This is a genomic window from Tsukamurella spumae (assembly GCF_012396015.1).
Lineage (GTDB): Bacteria > Actinomycetota > Actinomycetes > Mycobacteriales > Mycobacteriaceae > Tsukamurella > Tsukamurella spumae.
The window spans coordinates 1-16,539 of sequence record NZ_JAAXOQ010000021.1 but is presented as its reverse complement, the minus strand read 5'-3'; the positions used below and the strand labels follow the sequence as shown (position 1 = coordinate 16,539).

The window sequence follows — 16,539 nt, the reverse complement described above, 5'->3', positions numbered from 1 at the left end:
CCCCTGCACTTGTCGGTGGTCGCGGGCAAGGTCGGGGGCATGGACACACGCTCGCTGATCCGCCTCGCCCGCGCGAAGGGGTGGCAGCTAGACCAACGCCGCCGACACCTGCGCCTAGTGCCGCCGCAGGGCAGTCCACATCCCGCCGTGTGGATACCGAGGACGCCCTCCGACTGGCGGAGCACGAAGAACGCCGCAGCGCACCTGCGTCGCTGCGGCGTTCCTGTCCCGCACCGTGGCGGGAGGGGTTAAGTCAGGTTGGCGTACTTGCCCTTGGGGCCAAACCGCTCGTGTGCAGCTTGGCGGCTGCACCCCAGAGCGGATGCGATCATGTCCCAGCTATCTCCGGCTTCGCGGGCATCCGCGACCGCGTGGGCGAGCTTCGCGTTCGCCTTCTGCATCGCCTCGCGCTTCTCGCGTACCGCAACGCGGATCGCGCTGTAGTAGCGACCGTCACGGGCCTCATAGTCGCCATCAGCGAAGGCGTTGATTATTTCCTGGGCGTTCGTTGCCGTTGTCATGGTCTACGTCCTCCTTCGAGTGCGATTCTCAGGTCTGCTGGTAGGTACTTGTACAGCTTCCGTTGAAGCTTGTTGCAGTGACGAATGCGGTTCGGTGTGTCGTACGGGACTGCGATCACCTCCAACAGCTCTCCACTGCGGCTCCATCCGATGATCAACTGCTGATACTCGCCGTTGTACTCGTACCTGTTGACGATCTTCACCGCGTGCTCCTGCGCGTGCTCTATGTCCTCAGCGGAGTAGTGCTTGAGCGCGCTGTCCATGATCGCGAGGGGAATCTCGTCCTCTTCATCATCCGCCCACCAGTCGTATTCTGTCAAGGCTTCCCTGACACCCCCTCCTGCGCTCCGTCGCACCTCAGTATCGCAGCGGCTGATTGTTTGTGGCAGCTACTCTGCCGTCGCTGCCCCGAGCGCGCGGTACAGAGTCGCGCGGTGCACGCCCATGCTCCCCGCCACGTGACCGACCGATTCCCCGCCCGCGACCAGCAGCCGCGCATGGCGCACCTGCTCGACGCTGAGGGAAGGGCGACGACCAGGGCGCGCACCCCGCGCCCGAGCAGCGGCAAGTCCCGCGCGGGTTCGTTCGCTGAGCAGCGCCCGCTCGAACTCGGCGAGCACGAGGAAGATGTGCATGACCATGCGCCCGCTTGCGGACGATGTGTCGATCTGCTCGGTGATCGACACGAGGGCGATATCTCGCTCTGCCAGCTCGGCGGTGAGGACGACGAGGTGGCTGAGGTTCCTCCCCAGGCGCGACAGGCTGTAGACCACGAGCGTGTCCCCGCCGGACAACTCCGCGAGGAGTGCATCGAGTCGCGGGCGGCTCGTCGTGGACCCGCTCACACCGTGATCGGTCCACACCGCCGAGCACCCTGCGCGGTCGAGTGCATCGAGCTGTAGGCCCTCGTCCTGCTCGACCGTCGAAACGCGCGCGTACCCGAGCACGCGCCCCTCGACGGCTCTCGCACCCTCGACCGTGACCATGTTGTCGTTCACGTCCTGCTCCTCCCGAATCGTCGCGCAACGATGGTCTACACCCGATGTGCGACACAGTTTCGTCGCCTCGATTCTGCGACAGGAATCTGCGACAACCCGAGCTGCGAGAACCGTCGCGCCGCGCGCTGTCGCGCAGACGGTCGGTTCCGCGACATCCTGTCGGAGCCCATCGTGTGTCGAATCGACGGCGGGCGGGAACACGGAGATGTCATGTCCCGCGCGGTTGGACGGAGCGCACATCTACTCTCACCGCATGAGCGTTGTGCAATCGCTACTGCCGTGGGGTACGACGATCTTTAGCGCCGTGTCGTCCCTGACCGCCGTCGGAATCGCGACCTGGACTGTTCGTCATCAGAACAGAAGGGAACTGCGGAGCTTCGCCCGAACTCTCGTGACTGAGCACGTCACCGCTGTGATCACCCTCGCCAACGATGAGCTGGCGATGCTCAGCGCCGACGAGGCGGACCTGGGCGAGAAGCTCGCGCCTGGCGGCAAACATCTCGCGGACCTACACGCGCGACTGGTGAGCCACTCGATAGCTATCGACGTGGTGTCGCCGTCGTGCGCGCGCGTCCTGACGGAGAGCATCGAGCGGATTCGGGAGCGGCGGAAGGTCGCGGAGGATCAGAACACCAACTTCATGTACGGAGTGCTGTACGACGAACTATCGGCGCTGCGAGTAGCACTCCCCGCCGCACATCAGCGAGCACTCGCCCATCCTCGCGCGGACGAGAAGGAGGTCAAACAGACCGCCGAGGTGCTCAACTTCCCAATCACCATCGACAGGGTGGCGCGTCTCAATCCACGGCGGTACATCGACGAGGAGTAGCTACACCGCCGACGCCCGCGCGCGGTGCGCAGCGACCCGACACGCACCCGAACAGAAGCGCGCGGGACGCCCCGTGGAGCGCTTCGGGATCACCCGTCCGCAGTGCCCGCAGGAGGGTCGAGTTTCGTTACATCCGTCATCGGTTTCGCCGCCTGTGTAACGAAACTCCCTGTTGCTCCAGACCACTTCCGTGCGGCTGCCGTCGCGCCCAATCGGAGACTGTTCCGTCCGTGCGAGGAACTCAGTTCGGTGCCAGTCCGCGAACAGCTCGGCGTACAGCTCGGACTCGTAGCCGCTGAGGATGACTGTGGCCCTGCATTCCCTGAGAGCCGTCGCCAACTCGCGGTGCGCCCTCGCCCCAGCCATCTCCACGCGGTAGTTCCGCCTCCGCGTTTCCCCCAGATACGGCGGGTCCACGTACAGCAGCGTGTCCATGTCGCCGCCGTAGCGCGCTATGACTTCGAGAGCGGGCCTGCACTCAAGGGACACCCCGCGCAATCGCTCACTGACCTCCGCCATGCGCTCGACCGACGTGCTCATCGAGCGGGGAATCGGGTAGTGGCCCGAGTCCGTGGAGTGCTTCCACCCCGTGTTGATCAAAGTGCCTGCCCTGCCCTGCACGAGCGCTGACCAGACCCGCCGCGCAACCTCGATGTCGTCCAGATCGGCGGGGATCGACTTGGCGAGATTCCTCTCCTCGCGGCTGTGCGGGGTAAGCGCGCAGACCCGAGCAAGCTCGTCTGGCTGGTCTCGCAGCACGCGCCAGAACGTCATGATCGACTGGTCCAAGTCATTCACGACTTCGCTGCGGCACTGTGGTTTCGCCAGTAGCACCGACAGCCCACCGCAGTACGGCTCGACGTAGCGCCTGTGCTCGGGCATGAGCGAAACGATGTTGTCGGCCAGGCGGGCTTTCGAGCCGTAGTAGGGAATCGGACTGCGCACGCGATGCACGTTACCGGCTACATCACGATGTGCACGGGAAGCGCGCACATCCCGAATCGGCCATCCGACAGCCTCGCGACCCCGCCCCTGACCACGCCCACGTGCACCGCTCGGATCGTGCCCACGGATCAACCCCACGGATAGCGGTGCGGATCAGACCGCTGGACACCGCCTGTGCGGTGCCGAACAGGCCGTTCTTCCATCCGTGATGCGCGCAGACCCGCCGAATCGGACGGCTCGGGGCGATCCGTGATCCACGATTTCTGATCTACACAGCCATCCGTGAGGCTGATCTGGCGCGTGGACGCGGGCACGGCGAAAACGAGGTCGTGTTTCTCTCCAATAGGCACTCCCACCTGCTGCGTTTATGAACACGCGCACTGCCCGCGCGCACCTCGATTCCGTGATCCGAACCGCTATCCGAGGCGGGTCCGCCTTCGCGGTCGCAATGATCCGAACCCTCATCCGTGCGATGATCCGTGCGCTGGGGCCTGATCGGGCGCGGAAGAGGGCGGATCGGGCCTCGGGCGCTCGATTGGGCGTTGCCAAGCGGACGCCAGGTGGGCTGACGGATACTGCGACCGCAAAGCACCGCACATGCGGGACTGTCCCGCGCGATGATCTGGACGGTGTGGGTTGAGCAGGGAGATGGGAATGTGCACGTGATCGTGCGGTAGGGCTATCGCGGGGGACGTGACATGAAAACAGGCTTCGCACAGGGGGTTCGTGCGTCATGACTAGACCTGAACAAATGTTCGGGTTACCGTTTAGGCAGACGAAGGAGATGACCATGCGCAGGACAGCAGCGATGATCGCGGCGCTCGTGATTTCGGCGGGTGCTCTGTCGGGGTGCGCGGACAAGATCGACGGCACTCCTGTCACGAGCACGGGCGCGGCGGGGGCTACCTCCACCGCTGCGGGTGGTTCTTCTGCCGCCGCTGAGCGTGTCTCGGGAATGGAGAAGGTCCAGTGTCGCGTCGTCACTCCTGGCGACACGGGATGCATCTCTCGTACATCGATCCCCGCGAGCGCAGCGAAGCCAGTCTCCCTGCGAGCAGGCGACGCGATAGCCATCGCCTCGGGCAGTAACCAGACCATCGTCTCTGTCGGCGCACTCGTGACTGACGGCTCGACCACATGGGCGCTCGCGGGTGCAGCAATCCCGCGCACGCGCGAGGGGCGCGCGGCCATTGCCACCGACGGCACAACGCTCGGAACCGTTGCCAGCGTCCTGCTGTTCGGGGAGTCCGAGTACGAGGTGGTCGCTGTGAAGCTGGCGAGCAATGTGCATCCCACCGCAACGTCGGCGGGTGCTTCCACGGCTCCCGCCGCCGAGCACACCTCCTCGACGTTCACGGGAGCGGTGACGACCACGCCAACAAAGTGCGACCTCATTCACGGCGGGGAGACTTGCTTCTTCCCTGTGCCGACGATGCAGCCGGGTGATGGTGGCGGACCCGTAGTAGTTGGCGATCAGTTGGTGGGCATGGTGAGCATCGCCAGCGGCTCGGTGATTCCGTGGCCCAGTGTCGCGTCGCAGCTTTCGAAGCTCGGCGGTGGGGCGCACCTGCTCACGAAGTGAGCGTGTCGGAAGTCGCGCGAAGAGTCCGATTCCACGTGGAATAGATGTGCAGGCGAAACATCTACACGGAGGAACAGGACGACATGGCTATTCCAGTAGAAGGCGTTGACCCGCCCGAGTCGCAGGCTGAGGTAGGCGTGAGCGGCGTTGGCGAGTTGGGCCGCGCGTGGAAGTCGCGTGGTGATCAGGTCACCGCCATCGGGCATCGCACGCTGGCGTTGCAGATCGCGGGTGAGGGCACGTTCCCAACATCACTGCGGAAGAGCTTGGACGCGCTCGCTCAAGCGTGCACCACCCAAGGTGCGGCTCTCTCGGAGGCGGGCAAGGCCGCGATCAAGCAGGGTTCGCACGAAGAGACGTTCCAGGAGCAGTACAAGCTCGCGACCGCATCGTTGACCAAGGCGGTGGCCGCGAAGCAGCAGGCGCTAGTCATTGCCTCAATGGGCGGCAGCCCTGCGTACATGGCTAGCGCGCAGGCCGCAGAGACGAATGCCCGCGCTGGGCGGAAGCTGGTGCTCGACAACGGGGTCGCTGGCACGCAGATGAATCTCGACTGCCTCCCCGGACACGCGCGTGACGCGACCGAATCCGTCGGCAAGGCGCAGGGGCAGCTCACTCTCCAAACGGGATTCGAGCCGACAGGTAACAACGTCGCGCCCCCGACGGCTCCCTCCGCGCCCGCTCCGCGCGTGAATACGGGCGGGAACGCGAAGCCGTCGAGCAACACCCCGAGCAAGCCGACTGACACGACGCCCGACGCGGCGAACAAGAACAGCGTCGATGACAAGGGGCAGACGCCGACGGGACAGCAGCCCCCGAACCAGCAGGCGCAGCAGCTTCCGCAGCAGAGCCCGCAGCAAGGACAGCAGGGTGCGCCCCAGGCAGGTGGACAGGCGGCTCCCGCTGGCGGTGCACCCGCAGGGGGACAGGGCGCGAAGCCGAGCAGCGCGGTTCCCGTTCCTGCCGTGCAGCCGATCCGTACCGACTCGGGGAACAAGGGCGGCGGCGTGCGTCCTTCTACTCCGCCTTCGTCGCCACAGGGCAATACCCCGCCTGTTGGTAAGGGTGGCGTGATCGGCAGCGGGTCGGGTGGCGGCTCGACCGCTTCGCCCGCTGGTGGACAGCAAGCCAACAAGGCGGGCGGCGGCATCGGCAGCGGAGTAGGAGGCGGAACTACGTCGGGCACCAACAGCACGGGCGCACGCCCGATGATGGGCGGAATGATGGGAGGCGCGGGAGCCGGACACGGCGCAGGCGGCACCGCTCGCCCCAAGGGCGAAGTGAAGAGCACCGATCCGAAGATGAGCGCAGAGGACATCGCGCAACAAGCGTTGGGCGGCATCGTGCGCGACGACGATGACGGCAAGCCCGTCACCCCTCCGCCGCCGGGGTCGAACGGGAAGGCACCCGTCCCTCCGCCGATTCCCCCGAAGCCGTAACCCCTCATAGACCACGTAGGAGACCACGATCATGGCAACAGTCAGCAAGGCACACCTCGACCTGTTGGAGAAGCTGGCGAGCAGCCTCGAAACCGAGGCAGGAAACCTGGTGAACATGCCGACCAGCGCCCCGTCGGGCGCGGCGGACGCCCGCGCGACCGCGACCGCGAAGACGGCGGGCACGTCGTATCAGACCGCCGCCGCGAACGCTGCGAGCAACACTGCGCCGCTTTTCAATCAGCAAGCCGCCGCGATCCGTTCGTACGTTGAAGGGACACGCAAGATTCAGGAGCAGACCGAGCGTGGCGTGAAGAAGACGGAAGCGGTGATCCCGACGATGCCCACGCCGAAGGCGACGGCTCCGAAGTTCGTGGCGGGCGGCGTGCAGCATCCCGACGGGACGATTGACGTATAAGCCGTGTCGGCGCTCGCGCATCGTCCGCTGACGCGCCGACACTGGAAGAGACGGGGAGAGCCCCGCCATTGCCCACCGCCCCGTAGCGCGCCGTTATCTGTCCTGATCCTCGGCGCTACGGGGCGGTGGTGTGTCTGCACCCGACCGTGCGTGTCGTGAGTGGCGCGAACAATTCACGCGGCGGTCGAATGGATAAAGGACAGATAGGAGGCTCTCCCCATGAGCGATTCCCCGGTCGGGCAGACGCCGACAAACCCCAACAAGAAGTCGAGCACCATCGACCACGAGCGGATCGCATCCGCCGTGAAGTCGATCCGTGCGCACAGCTCCGATTTCGACATCAGCGCCGAGTGCGACGCGATCCTTGCCAGCTTCGACCGTGAAGTGACAGAAGGGGTAGCCGGGTGCCCGCTGCCTGACGTGTGGAAGGGACCGCGCGCCGCGTTGGTCGAGGCGTTGGATGCGATCAAGCAGAAGGTCAGCGAAATCCCCGCCGCGATGAACGCAGACGCGAACGCGTTGGAGACGTTCTCGAAGAGCACCCGTGCAACGCAGGACACCGCCGCACAGCAGGTGCAGCAGACCGTCGAGCAGCTCCCGAACGTGAGCGTGAAATAGGAGGCGGAATCGACATGGGTAAGAACCTCATCGACAAGGTGTACGCCGACGTGTGCGGGCAGTGCCGCGAGGGCGACAACGCGGTGCCCAAGGGCGACAACCGCGCGCTCCCGATGATCCCGCGCGATCCCGAGGACGTGCTTCGCCGCGCCGAGAGCGCGGTGTCGGGACCGGGCTCGGGCATGAGCATCTGGAACCCGCTGTATCCCATCGCCGCTATCAAGGACACGGTGACCGATCCGTTCGGGAGCCGCGAGGAGGCGCAGGCGCGGGAAGTCGCGACACGCGTGCTCAAGAAGATCGCCGCGTCGAATGCCGCATTCGCAGCGGTGGACGCGAACCTGCGCCCTGTCGCGAAGATGTTCGCGTTCCCCGACCCTGACGGGAACAACCCGAACGCGGAAAAGGCTGTGTGGCGTAAGGGCTCGGGTCGTCCAGATGACATCACACAGCTCACCGAGACAACGCAGTTGATCCACGCGCTCAAGTCCAAGCTCGATGAGCTGTCCGACAACAGCCTCACGCAGGTGTACAACAGCGGGAAGGTCAAGGAGGACACCTACGTCCAGCAGCTCTGGACGGGTGGGCGGCAGAACACCGCGAAGGCGTTGCGTAGCAGCCCCGTGGACGCGCTCTGCTCCGCGCTAACGGGCTGCAAGTCCACGGGCGGCGGGTCGCCCATCAACATCCTCGGCGGGAAGGACAAGCCCGCCGAGACCACGACCTCGGGCACGTCCGCGCGCGACGCGATCAACACCCTCTGGCTCGCACTGACGAAGAAGGCGGACAAGGCGCGCGATGTGCTCGTCAACGGCGGCGACCCGCTGCGCGGGGAAAAACTGATGACCGAAGAAGTAACGAACGCGGCGAAGAACGTTCTCGTGTCCGCGAACGCAACGCTGACCACGGCGGTGAGCAAGGCGAAGAGCTGGAACCTCGCGCTCGAATCGGGTGAAGTATCAGAGGTAGTGACCGCTCCCGCCAAGACGACCACCCCCACCCCGACGCCCACACCCACTCCCACCCCGAAGCCGTCCACGCCGACCCCGGGCACGCCCAAGCCTGAGGACAACAAGGGGAACGACGACAAGGACAACAAGGGCACCAAGCCGCTCACGACGGATGACATCAAGAAGATGATGGAGCAGCAGACGCCGAAGACCACCACGCCTGCGGCTACCACGCCCAGCGCGAACATCCCAGGTCTCGGCGGTGGCAGCAACAGCGGCGGTGGTCCGCAGTCCGCCAAGCCCGCGTCGAACACCCCGAGTGGGGACGAGCCGAAGAAGGTCGAGCCGAGCAAGACGGACGACAAGAAGGACGAGGACGCGATCAAGAAGGCGGAGGAAGAGCGCAAGAAGAGGGCTGAGGAAGAGGCAGCCAAGAAGAAGGAAGAGGAAGAGAAGAAAAAGAAGGAGGAAGAGGAGAAGAAGGCGAAGGAGAAGGCTGAGAAGGAGAAGGCGGAGAAGGACGGAAAGGACAGCGGTCCCAAGGTGACACCGCCTCCTGGCTCCGAGGTCAAGCCTGGGGACGAGAAGGACAAGCCCGCCGCCCCTGGTACACCGCAGCCTCCGCAGGGTCAGCCTGGGGTGCCCGCAGCGCCGCAGGACAGCAAGCCCGACAACACCGTGAAGATCGCGGGCAAGGACGTGACCTACCCCAGCGGTAAGTCCGCCGCTCTCGGTGAGCTGCTCAGCCGTGGTACACCCGAGCACCCCGCCAGCTTCTCCAACGCCGCCGCGCAGGCGGGGATCAACCTGCCGCCTGTGGGTGAGCTGGTCGGTCAGCCCGTGTCCCCGCAGCAGGCGCAGGTCGGTGACGCCGCCGTGGACAAGGACGGGAAGATGTACCAGGTCATCGGTGACGGCAAGGTGATCGGTGAGGACGGTAAGACGCACAACTTCAAGGACTTGCAGTTCGGGGACACCGGCAACGGCTTCTTCAAGCTCGACGGCACCGCAGGTGACGCCCCGCAGGGTGCTGTTCCTCCGCAAGGTGATGCAGGTCAGACCCCACAGCAGGGCGGCGCACAGCAGGGCGGTCAGCCTGGCGCACCTGGTGCTGGCGCTCCTGGTGCAGGTGTACCCGGGGTTGGACCCGCTCCCGCCGACGGTGCAGGCGGTCAGGGCGGTGCGCAGCCTGGCGGTGCGGGCATTGGGGCGAATGCAGGCATCCCGCAGCCGTCGAACTCGCCCACGCCCGATGACGGGTCCAAGCCCGCGCCTGGCGCGGGGCAGCCTGGCGCGCCTGGCGGTAAGCCCGACGGGGCGGGCGCGTCCACGTCGGGTGACCCGTCACTGCCGCAGCAGGGTAAGCCCGACGAGGGCACCCGCCCGCCGACCGCGCTGGGGTCGGGTGTGCAGCACGACCAGACCGTGCTCGACCCGTCGGCGGTCCCGAGCGGGAACTGATCCTCGGCGGTTGGTTGGCTGACCGCAGGGAAGTTGCTCCGCCCCTGTCCGAGTACGCGGACAGGGGCGGAGCTGTTTTGTGGGGCTGTTCTGTAGGGGATTGTCAATGTGGGTTGACAGCGGGCGCGGGCAGTAGCTCGACCAGGAACTGCGCGTCGTCGAGCAGGATGCTCACCTGTGGGGAGTCCACTAGCCGCTCAGTCACCTCCTCCATGACGTACTCGCTCACGGACAGTGGAATCCCCAGTTGTTCTAGCGCGGTGGGGAAATCGCACGGGGTCCAGCAGCTCCACCCACCTACGTCCCACAGCCACTCCGCGACGATGAACGGACCCTCCACGCTGCGGACACCGCTGCGGGTCGTGAGCGAAATCCGAGTGTTGATCACAGGCTCGCCGTCTCGGAAGAACACGTAGGGGGCGAGGCAGTAGGGCTGCCCCTCACACACGGGCGGGCTCCGTTCCGTCGAGCACTCCCACCGACGTGAACAGCGCCTCGGCGATGTCGGCGAGCTGCTGCGCACTCACCGTCGCCTCCCCGGCTTCGACCATCTCCACCTCCACCTCGTACATGCCCGCCGCCTCCGCCAGATCGTCCACCGACATGTGCAGCCTCTCCCGCTCCCTCGTGATCCGTGTACCCACGGTCTCTGCGCCGTCATCGGCAAGGCGACGGTACCGCGCCCACTGCTCCCGTTCGCGGTCCTCACGCTGGCGCCGTTCCCGCGCCTGCGCCTGCACCCTCGCGGCGTACTCGGCGTGCGTGTCCTCCACCGCACCCGCTAAGACGACGCGGTGCCGCATGAGGTACTGCACGTCAGCGGGCAGTCGGGACGGGGACATGCTCCTGATCCTGGTCGTGGGCGCTGACATCCACGGGGTTCGCGGGGTCATGTCCCGTGCGCGATGGGCTGGTCCTGGGATGCCAGGAAAAGAGAGGTCGCCTCTTGGTGTTGTTCCTGGTCAGGGCATATTTCCGAGCGGATAATGGAGGAATGAGCCGCACACCCGCACCTGCCCCGTACGTGCCCGCCGCCTACCGCCCAGGGACACCGCTCGCCGCAAAGATCGCGCGCGAGAACGCGGAGGCGAACCGCCGCCTGCGAGCCGAGCAGGCACGCCGCTCGGCTCTGTACGGCTCTCCTCAGCCGAATCGAGGGCGCGAGGCACCCTCCGCGCCCGAGAGCGTGGACGCGGAGGAGGGCAAGGGGAAGGGGAAGCCCAAGGGCGAGAACGGTCCCCGCCGTCGGCGTCGCCCAGGGGAGGCTCCGACTCTGGGTCCGTGGCAACGCGTGTACGGGATCGTGTGCCCGCGTTGTAGCGCAGTGAGCGGGGAGCTGTGCCACACCAGCGCTGGCGAGTTCCGCAGCGTGTGGGAGCCGCACCGAGGGAGGGAGAAGCACCACCTTGGCAAGCGCAGCGTCGGGGATCGCGGGGTGCGCCCCCACTTCGCGGCTGCACTCGCGGCGTGGGAGGACGGGATGAGTGCGAAGGCGGCGGGGATCACCAATCGGCTACCCGGTGACGAACAGCAGCGCCAGCGAGAGCAGGGCGCGGGGACTCGACAACAGCAGGTCCGAGGGGTTATCGGAGGGGGTAAGCAGGGCAAGCCCAAAGGCAGGGTGCAGTCCGCGAGCACGAGCGGGTCGGGGGCGGTCGGGGTGCTCGGGGCTTGGCTGGGCTCGTGGGTGTCCGCGTTCAAGTCCGCGTACGCGGACTTGGGCGAGGCGTATGAGCAGGGGAAGCGGCGGTGACCACAGTGCCCGCAAGCAGTATCAAGTCCGATGATCTTTGCAGGTCGCGGGCGGCGTCCGATCCCGCAAAAATCCCGCAGCACGGAGCGTCTCCTCACAAAATACGAGGAGGGTTAGACCCATTCCGCTGGAGAAACGGCTGGTAGGCGCGTTTTCGGTCCTATCTCTTGTCGGACTGGACGATGAGGGGTCCGTCGGTCATCTATCCATTGTGCCGCGCGAGGCGGCGGGCGAGCACGGGCACCACGATCGCCGCCGCCGCGATGTGCGTGAGGATCAGGACCGCGGCGGAGGCACCGTCGAAGCCGAAGGTGAGGTCGGGGACGAAGGACAGGACCAGCAGCCCCGCGCAGACCCGGACGAAGGTCGCGCGCGGGCGCCGGGCACGCCGCGCCAGCACGGCGGCGATCCCCAGAGCGATCAGCGAGAAGACCAGTGTGAGCTGCGCGAATCCCAGCAGGGGGATGGAGGCACCGTCGGGCCCGGCGAAGGTGACGCCCGCGCCGGAGGCGATCGCGGCGATCGCGGTGGTGACGATCGACGCCCCGACGGCGGCGGCGAGGCCGTGCCGCCACAGGGGCAGGCGGCCGGCGCGGGCGGGCGAGGCGGTGGTTGCGGCGATGGTGCTCATGGCGTGCTCCTCGGTAGTGGTGGCGCTCGGCCTGAGCGCGTCCTACCCCTTCCACGAACGGCGTCGGCGGATTTCGACATCGGTGCTGCGAGGAATTCTGGTGGCCGGGCCTCGTCGCTAGCGGCTCCCTACTCCACGTACTCCGCGGTGGTCACGCGGTGCAGGGCGAACCGGCGGGGAGCGTCACCGTCGACCGCCGTGAGCTGCCCGTGCCGCACCGACTCGGGCACCACGACGTGTCGCGTGAACACGCCGTTCGCGTCCACATAGCCCAGCCGGACGGACCGGCCGTCGCCCGCCGCGGACTGCAGCAGCTCCATCAGCTCCGGGCCGGAGACGCCGGTACCGTCGTCCGACGGGGCGTCCTGCCGGCGGATCTGCACGGCGGCATCGGCCAGCTGCTCGAGCGTCGGCCGCGCGGCGGGCGGCCGGAACCGGGGCGGGGGCAGCCGGATGGCGGACGGACGCAGGTCGACGACGACGCCGCGCGAGTCCTCGGCCGCCGCGTTGAACCCCGCGGCCGCCAGCCCCGCCACCAGATCCGACAGCGAGACCTGGGCGATGAGCACCGTCGGGGCGACGGCCCGCAGCGCCAGCGCCTCCGCGGAGGGGGAGGAGAGGACCGCGGCGATGAGTGCGGGATCGTCGGAGCGGAGGAACGAGCCCGCGACGCCCGCGCGCAGGGCGCCGTGCCGGCGCGCGACATCGTCGACCAGATAGGTCAGGCCCTGCGGCACCGGCGTCACCGCGTGCGCGGCGAAGAAGGCGTGCACCTCGGCGGAGGTGCGCCCGGCATCGAGCGCCCGGCGCACCGACGCGTCCGTCACGCGGTACACGGCCGCGCCGCCCGCGGACTCGAGGTCGGCCACCAGGGCCACCGACGCCGCGAAGTCGTGCGTCGTCGGTCCGGGAATCGTCAGCGTCAGATCCGCCTGGAGCAGGAACTCCTCGATCGGCTTCGGCAGCGCCCCGGCCATCGCCTCCGCGGAACCCCCCGCGCGGCCCGCGGCCGTCAGCGCGCCGCCCGCGACGAGGCCCACCACCTGCGCCTGCCCGACGATGTCCGCGATCGCCTCCAGCGTCAGCCTGCGGTACCAGGACGGGTGCGCGTACCGGGTCGCGGCGTGCACGTCGGCCGTCGCCGGGGCGGTGCCCTCCGGGGCGAGCGCCAGGGCGTCGAGCACGGCCGCGCGGTCCTGCGGGGCGACGGTGCTGCGCGCCGCCCGGTGCAGCGGCCCGACAATGCCCTCCTCGCCGCGGGTGCCGATCAGTGCGGGCTGTCGCCGCAGCTCCAGCCAGGTGCGGGCGAGCAGCGCCCAGCGGTCCGCGGGCTCGGACCGCTGCCACTCGTCGACCGCGACGGTCGGCGCGAACACCGAATCCTCCTCGCCGTCGAGCTCGCCCTCGGCGATCAGCGCCGCGGCCGCGAGCAACTCCAGCAGGAGCGCGGCGCGGTCCTCGGCCAGGCCCGCGGCCTTCGCCACGCGGCGCAGCTCGCGGATCCCGATGCCGCCCGCCTTCACCCGCTGCGCGGGAACGGCGCCGAGCACGCCCAGCACGTCGTCGGCGTGGCGCAGCAGCTCCAGCGCGGCGACCGCGCCGGCACCGTCGACGCCGGGGACGGGCGGACCGTCGAGCACGGGGGGCTTGAGGGACGTGCCCAGCGGCAGTTCGCCCCGTAGTCGGGCGCGGACCTCCCACGGCAGCTCGACGGTCTGGTGATCGACGCGCGCCAGCAGCCCCGAGGCGAGCATTCGCTGCACCGGATGCTCGGACGACGTGCCGGGGCCCGCGGCGGCGGTGCGGCCCAGCGGCGAGCCCTCCGCGAGGCGGTCCAACAGCGCCCGCTCGTCCTCGCCCGCGGCCGCGAGAGCGGCGTCGATGTCCGCGAGGTCCGGCGGGGCGATCAGCTGCGCGGTCCGCCACGGCACGGCCTCCCGAACGGCGGGCGCGGTGTGCAGCTCCTGCTCGCCCCGCACCAGCGCGAGCCCGACGAGCTTGTGCACCGACTCTGCGACCTGCTTCTTCAGCGCCCGGCCGCGGAGCCGGCGGGCCAGCGTCTCGACGTCGATCCCGGATTCGGCGAGCACGAGCTCCAGGACGGCCAGGTCGAGCAGGGTGAGGCGCTCGGACACCCGGCCCAGCGACGAGGGGCTGAGCAGCCGGCTCGCGAGTACCGGGAAACCCGCGGGGATCGGCGACGCCACATCGCGGCGGGCGTCGAGGAGGGCCGTGATCTCCGCGTCGTCGCGGCCGCGCAACCAGTCCGCGAGGAGCGCCGCGGGGGCGGCCGACGCCGCAATACTGCTCACCGATACAGCCTAGACACCGCGGCATGTCAGAATAGCGGCGTGTCTGAGACCTCGAATGCGAAGAAGCCCGGCTACGTCGACAACGGCTGGCCGCAGGCGAACGACGGCCATGCCGCCCACGCCGTGAACGAGCTGGCCGCCCCCGTGGTCGGCGCGATGTCGCCGTTCGGCGAGATGGAGTTCCCGCAGGAGCACATCCCGTACGTGCACCCGTCGACGAAGATCAACCGCTGAGCGAGCCTCACTCCGCTTCCCGCGACCACGGCGCGGTGAACGCCCGGGAACGCGATGTGCGCGAGCAGGGGCTCACGCACATCGACCCAACGGGCGCCGCCCGCATGGTCGACGTGTCCGCCAAGGACGTGACCGCGCGCACCGCCGTCGCGGCCGGGACCTTCCGGACCACCGAGACCGTCATCGCGGCCATTGCCGACGGAGCGGTCCCCAAGGGCGACGTGATGGCCACCGCCCGCATCGCCGGGATCATGGCGGTCAAACGCACCGCCGACCTGATCCCGCTGTGCCACCCGCTGCCGATCTCGGGCGTCACCGTCGACCTCGCGCCCTCGGGAGCGGAGATCACCGTGACCGCCACCGTGCGCTGCACCGGCCGAACGGGCGTCGAGATGGAGGCGCTCACCGCGGTATCGGTCGCCGGCCTGACCCTGCACGACATGGTCAAGGCCCTCGACCCGGCCGCGGTCATGACGGACATCCGTGTGCTCACCAAGGACGGCGGCAAGACCGGCCACTGGGAGAGATGATGACCGAACCCCTCCGACCGTCCCGCGACCGCTGCGCCACCGTCGTGGTCGCCTCCACCCGCGCCGCCCTCGGCGAGCGCGAGGACACCACCGGCCCCGCGATCGCGGACTGGCTGCGCGAGCGGGGCTTCGAGGTTTACGGCCCCGTCGTCGTGCCCGACGGTGCGGAGGTGGGCGCCGCCATCCGCTCCGCCGTCCGGCGCGGCGACGCCGTCGTGCTCACGACGGGCGGCACCGGCCTCACCCCGACCGACCGCACGCCCGAGGAGACGCGTGGCGTGCTCACCTTCGAGATCCCCGGCCTCGCCAACGCGATCCGGGCCGCCGGCCTGCCCGACGTCCCGACCACGGTGCTCAGCCGGGGTCTGGCGGGCGTCGCCGGATCCTCGCTGGTGGTGAACCTGCCGGGGTCCAGCGGGGGCGTCCGCGACGGGCTCGCCGTGCTCGACGGGGTGCTGCTGCACGCGCTGGACCAGATCCGCGGCGGCGATCATGGCTGAGGTCGTCATCGCCCAGGTCACCGAGGACCCCATCGACCTGCCCGCGCACGAGGCGGCGGTGGCGCGCGCCGAGGCCGGCGCGGTCGTGGGATTCGTCGGCGCCGTGCGTGATCACGACGAGGGCCGCGGGGTCACCCGGCTGGAGTATTCGGCGCATCCCACCGCGGGACGGGTCCTGGCGGAGGTCGTGCAGGCCGAGGCGGACGCCGCGACGGGCGTGCGCGCCGTTGCCGTGTCGCACCGGGTGGGCGCGCTGGAGATCGGCGACGCCGCGCTCGTGGTCGCCGTGTCGGCGGATCACCGCGCCGCCGCGTTCGCCACCTGCGCGCGCGTGGTCGACGCGGTCAAGGAGGCGCTCCCCGTCTGGAAGCACCAGCAGTTCCTGGACGGAACAGACGAGTGGGTCGGCAGCGCGTAGCTGCCGACCCACCACCGGTCCGTTACGAGGTGACCGGAACTACGGGCACGTGGTGACCTTCGTGGGGTCGCACGGGCGCGGAGTGAACAGGGGGACACCGAGGTGTCCGGGAACCACGGGGACGCCGAGCACACCGTCGGGGATGGTGGCGCCCGGGTTCGCCGGTCGCTGCGGGACGTTCGCCGTGGCGGGCACGACGGGCCGCTGCGGCGAGACGCCCGAGCTGGTGCCGGGCACGCCGACGCCGTCGATACCGCCGTTGTCGCCGACCGCGAGCGGATGTCCGGGGCGGCCGATCACGCCGCCGATGCCCGCTCCGGGAGCGCCGACGGGCACGCCGCCGACGCCCGCGATGGCCGGGCCGCCGAGGCCGCCGGGGATGGGGGTGCCGGCTCCGCGGGGC

At 68.8% G+C, this 16,539-nt stretch carries 18 protein-coding genes and 1 pseudogene; 10 read left to right on the top strand and 9 right to left on the bottom strand.

What is annotated here, in order from left to right:
* Positions 1-248 precede the first annotated feature (248 nt).
* The 3 genes from HF999_RS15310 to HF999_RS15300 form a co-directional block, all read right to left on the bottom strand.
* Positions 249-521: a hypothetical protein gene (locus tag HF999_RS15310; RefSeq protein ID WP_168546723.1), complete on the bottom strand. Its 273-nt coding sequence runs from the start codon at positions 519-521 to the stop codon at positions 249-251.
* The gene (locus tag HF999_RS15305; RefSeq protein WP_246207899.1) at positions 518-841 is read right to left on the bottom strand and encodes a hypothetical protein; all 324 of its coding nucleotides are present in this window, start codon (positions 839-841) and stop codon (positions 518-520) included. Before HF999_RS15305 ends, HF999_RS15310 begins: the two co-directional genes overlap by 4 nt.
* A 69-nt stretch (positions 842-910) precedes the next feature.
* Positions 911-1,519, bottom strand: a complete 609-nt coding sequence (locus tag HF999_RS15300) for a recombinase family protein (protein WP_312854156.1) — start codon at positions 1,517-1,519, stop codon at positions 911-913.
* Between the two features lie 391 nt (positions 1,520-1,910).
* Here HF999_RS15300 and HF999_RS15295 point away from each other — a divergent pair, with 391 nt between their 5' ends.
* Entirely contained in the window at positions 1,911-2,348 is a 438-nt protein-coding gene (locus HF999_RS15295; RefSeq protein WP_168546722.1) for a hypothetical protein, read from the top strand.
* Here the strand turns inward: HF999_RS15295 and HF999_RS15290 are convergent, their stop codons facing one another.
* Complete coding sequence (locus HF999_RS15290; protein ID WP_312854155.1) at positions 2,349-3,293, bottom strand: DNA adenine methylase; 945 nt, start codon at positions 3,291-3,293, stop codon at positions 2,349-2,351. It lies immediately after the preceding gene.
* A 790-nt stretch (positions 3,294-4,083) separates the two neighbouring features.
* On the opposite strand from HF999_RS15290, the gene HF999_RS15285 reads away from it, so the two are divergent.
* The 5 genes from HF999_RS15285 to HF999_RS15265 all read left to right on the top strand — a co-directional run bounded on the left by HF999_RS15285 (position 4,084) and on the right by HF999_RS15265 (position 9,758).
* Positions 4,084-4,875: a hypothetical protein gene (locus HF999_RS15285; protein ID WP_168546721.1), complete on the top strand. Its 792-nt coding sequence runs from the start codon at positions 4,084-4,086 to the stop codon at positions 4,873-4,875.
* A 137-nt stretch (positions 4,876-5,012) separates the two neighbouring features.
* A complete protein-coding gene (locus HF999_RS22845) occupies positions 5,013-6,314 on the top strand; it encodes a hypothetical protein (RefSeq protein WP_168546720.1) in 1,302 nt (433 codons plus the stop codon).
* Positions 6,315-6,345: 31 nt separating this feature from the next.
* Complete coding sequence (locus tag HF999_RS15275) at positions 6,346-6,729, top strand: hypothetical protein (protein WP_168546719.1); 384 nt, start codon at positions 6,346-6,348, stop codon at positions 6,727-6,729.
* Positions 6,730-6,948: 219 nt separating this feature from the next.
* Positions 6,949-7,347 carry a hypothetical protein gene (locus HF999_RS15270; RefSeq protein WP_168546718.1) on the top strand — a complete coding sequence of 133 codons (399 nt, stop codon included), beginning with the start codon at positions 6,949-6,951 and terminating at the stop codon, positions 7,345-7,347.
* Between the two features lie 14 nt (positions 7,348-7,361).
* Positions 7,362-9,758 carry a hypothetical protein gene (locus HF999_RS15265; RefSeq protein WP_168546717.1) on the top strand — a complete coding sequence of 799 codons (2,397 nt, stop codon included), beginning with the start codon at positions 7,362-7,364 and terminating at the stop codon, positions 9,756-9,758.
* A gap of 103 nt (positions 9,759-9,861) precedes the next feature.
* Here the strand turns inward: HF999_RS15265 and HF999_RS22840 are convergent, their stop codons facing one another.
* From HF999_RS22840 to HF999_RS23055, 4 genes are all read right to left on the bottom strand, one after another.
* On the bottom strand, positions 9,862-9,987 hold the full coding sequence (locus HF999_RS22840; protein WP_281347368.1) for a hypothetical protein: 126 nt from the start codon (positions 9,985-9,987) through the stop codon (positions 9,862-9,864).
* Positions 9,988-10,198: 211 nt separating this feature from the next.
* The gene (locus tag HF999_RS15260) at positions 10,199-10,600 is read right to left on the bottom strand and encodes a helix-turn-helix domain-containing protein (RefSeq protein ID WP_168546716.1); all 402 of its coding nucleotides are present in this window, start codon (positions 10,598-10,600) and stop codon (positions 10,199-10,201) included.
* Between the two features lie 1,113 nt (positions 10,601-11,713).
* On the bottom strand, positions 11,714-12,142 hold the full coding sequence (locus HF999_RS15255; protein ID WP_168546715.1) for a DUF6069 family protein: 429 nt from the start codon (positions 12,140-12,142) through the stop codon (positions 11,714-11,716).
* A gap of 128 nt (positions 12,143-12,270) precedes the next feature.
* On the bottom strand, positions 12,271-14,454 hold the full coding sequence (locus HF999_RS23055) for a helicase-associated domain-containing protein (RefSeq protein ID WP_168546714.1): 2,184 nt from the start codon (positions 14,452-14,454) through the stop codon (positions 12,271-12,273).
* 39 nt (positions 14,455-14,493) lie between these two features.
* Here HF999_RS23055 and HF999_RS15245 point away from each other — a divergent pair, with 39 nt between their 5' ends.
* From HF999_RS15245 to HF999_RS15230, 4 genes are all read left to right on the top strand, one after another.
* Positions 14,494-14,688, top strand: a complete 195-nt coding sequence (locus HF999_RS15245; protein ID WP_168546713.1) for a hypothetical protein — start codon at positions 14,494-14,496, stop codon at positions 14,686-14,688.
* Between the two features lie 104 nt (positions 14,689-14,792).
* Positions 14,793-15,218 carry a cyclic pyranopterin monophosphate synthase MoaC gene (gene moaC, locus HF999_RS15240; protein ID WP_168546790.1) on the top strand — a complete coding sequence of 142 codons (426 nt, stop codon included), beginning with the start codon at positions 14,793-14,795 and terminating at the stop codon, positions 15,216-15,218.
* Positions 15,218-15,718, top strand: a complete 501-nt coding sequence (locus HF999_RS15235; protein WP_168546712.1) for a MogA/MoaB family molybdenum cofactor biosynthesis protein — start codon at positions 15,218-15,220, stop codon at positions 15,716-15,718. Before moaC ends, HF999_RS15235 begins: the two co-directional genes overlap by 1 nt.
* Positions 15,711-16,136: a molybdenum cofactor biosynthesis protein MoaE gene (locus HF999_RS15230; RefSeq protein WP_168546711.1), complete on the top strand. Its 426-nt coding sequence runs from the start codon at positions 15,711-15,713 to the stop codon at positions 16,134-16,136. The genes HF999_RS15235 and HF999_RS15230 overlap by 8 nt, the downstream gene beginning before the upstream one ends.
* A gap of 39 nt (positions 16,137-16,175) precedes the next feature.
* Here the strand turns inward: HF999_RS15230 and HF999_RS15225 are convergent.
* Positions 16,176-16,539, bottom strand: a pseudogene (locus HF999_RS15225) (hypothetical protein); the annotation flags it as partial.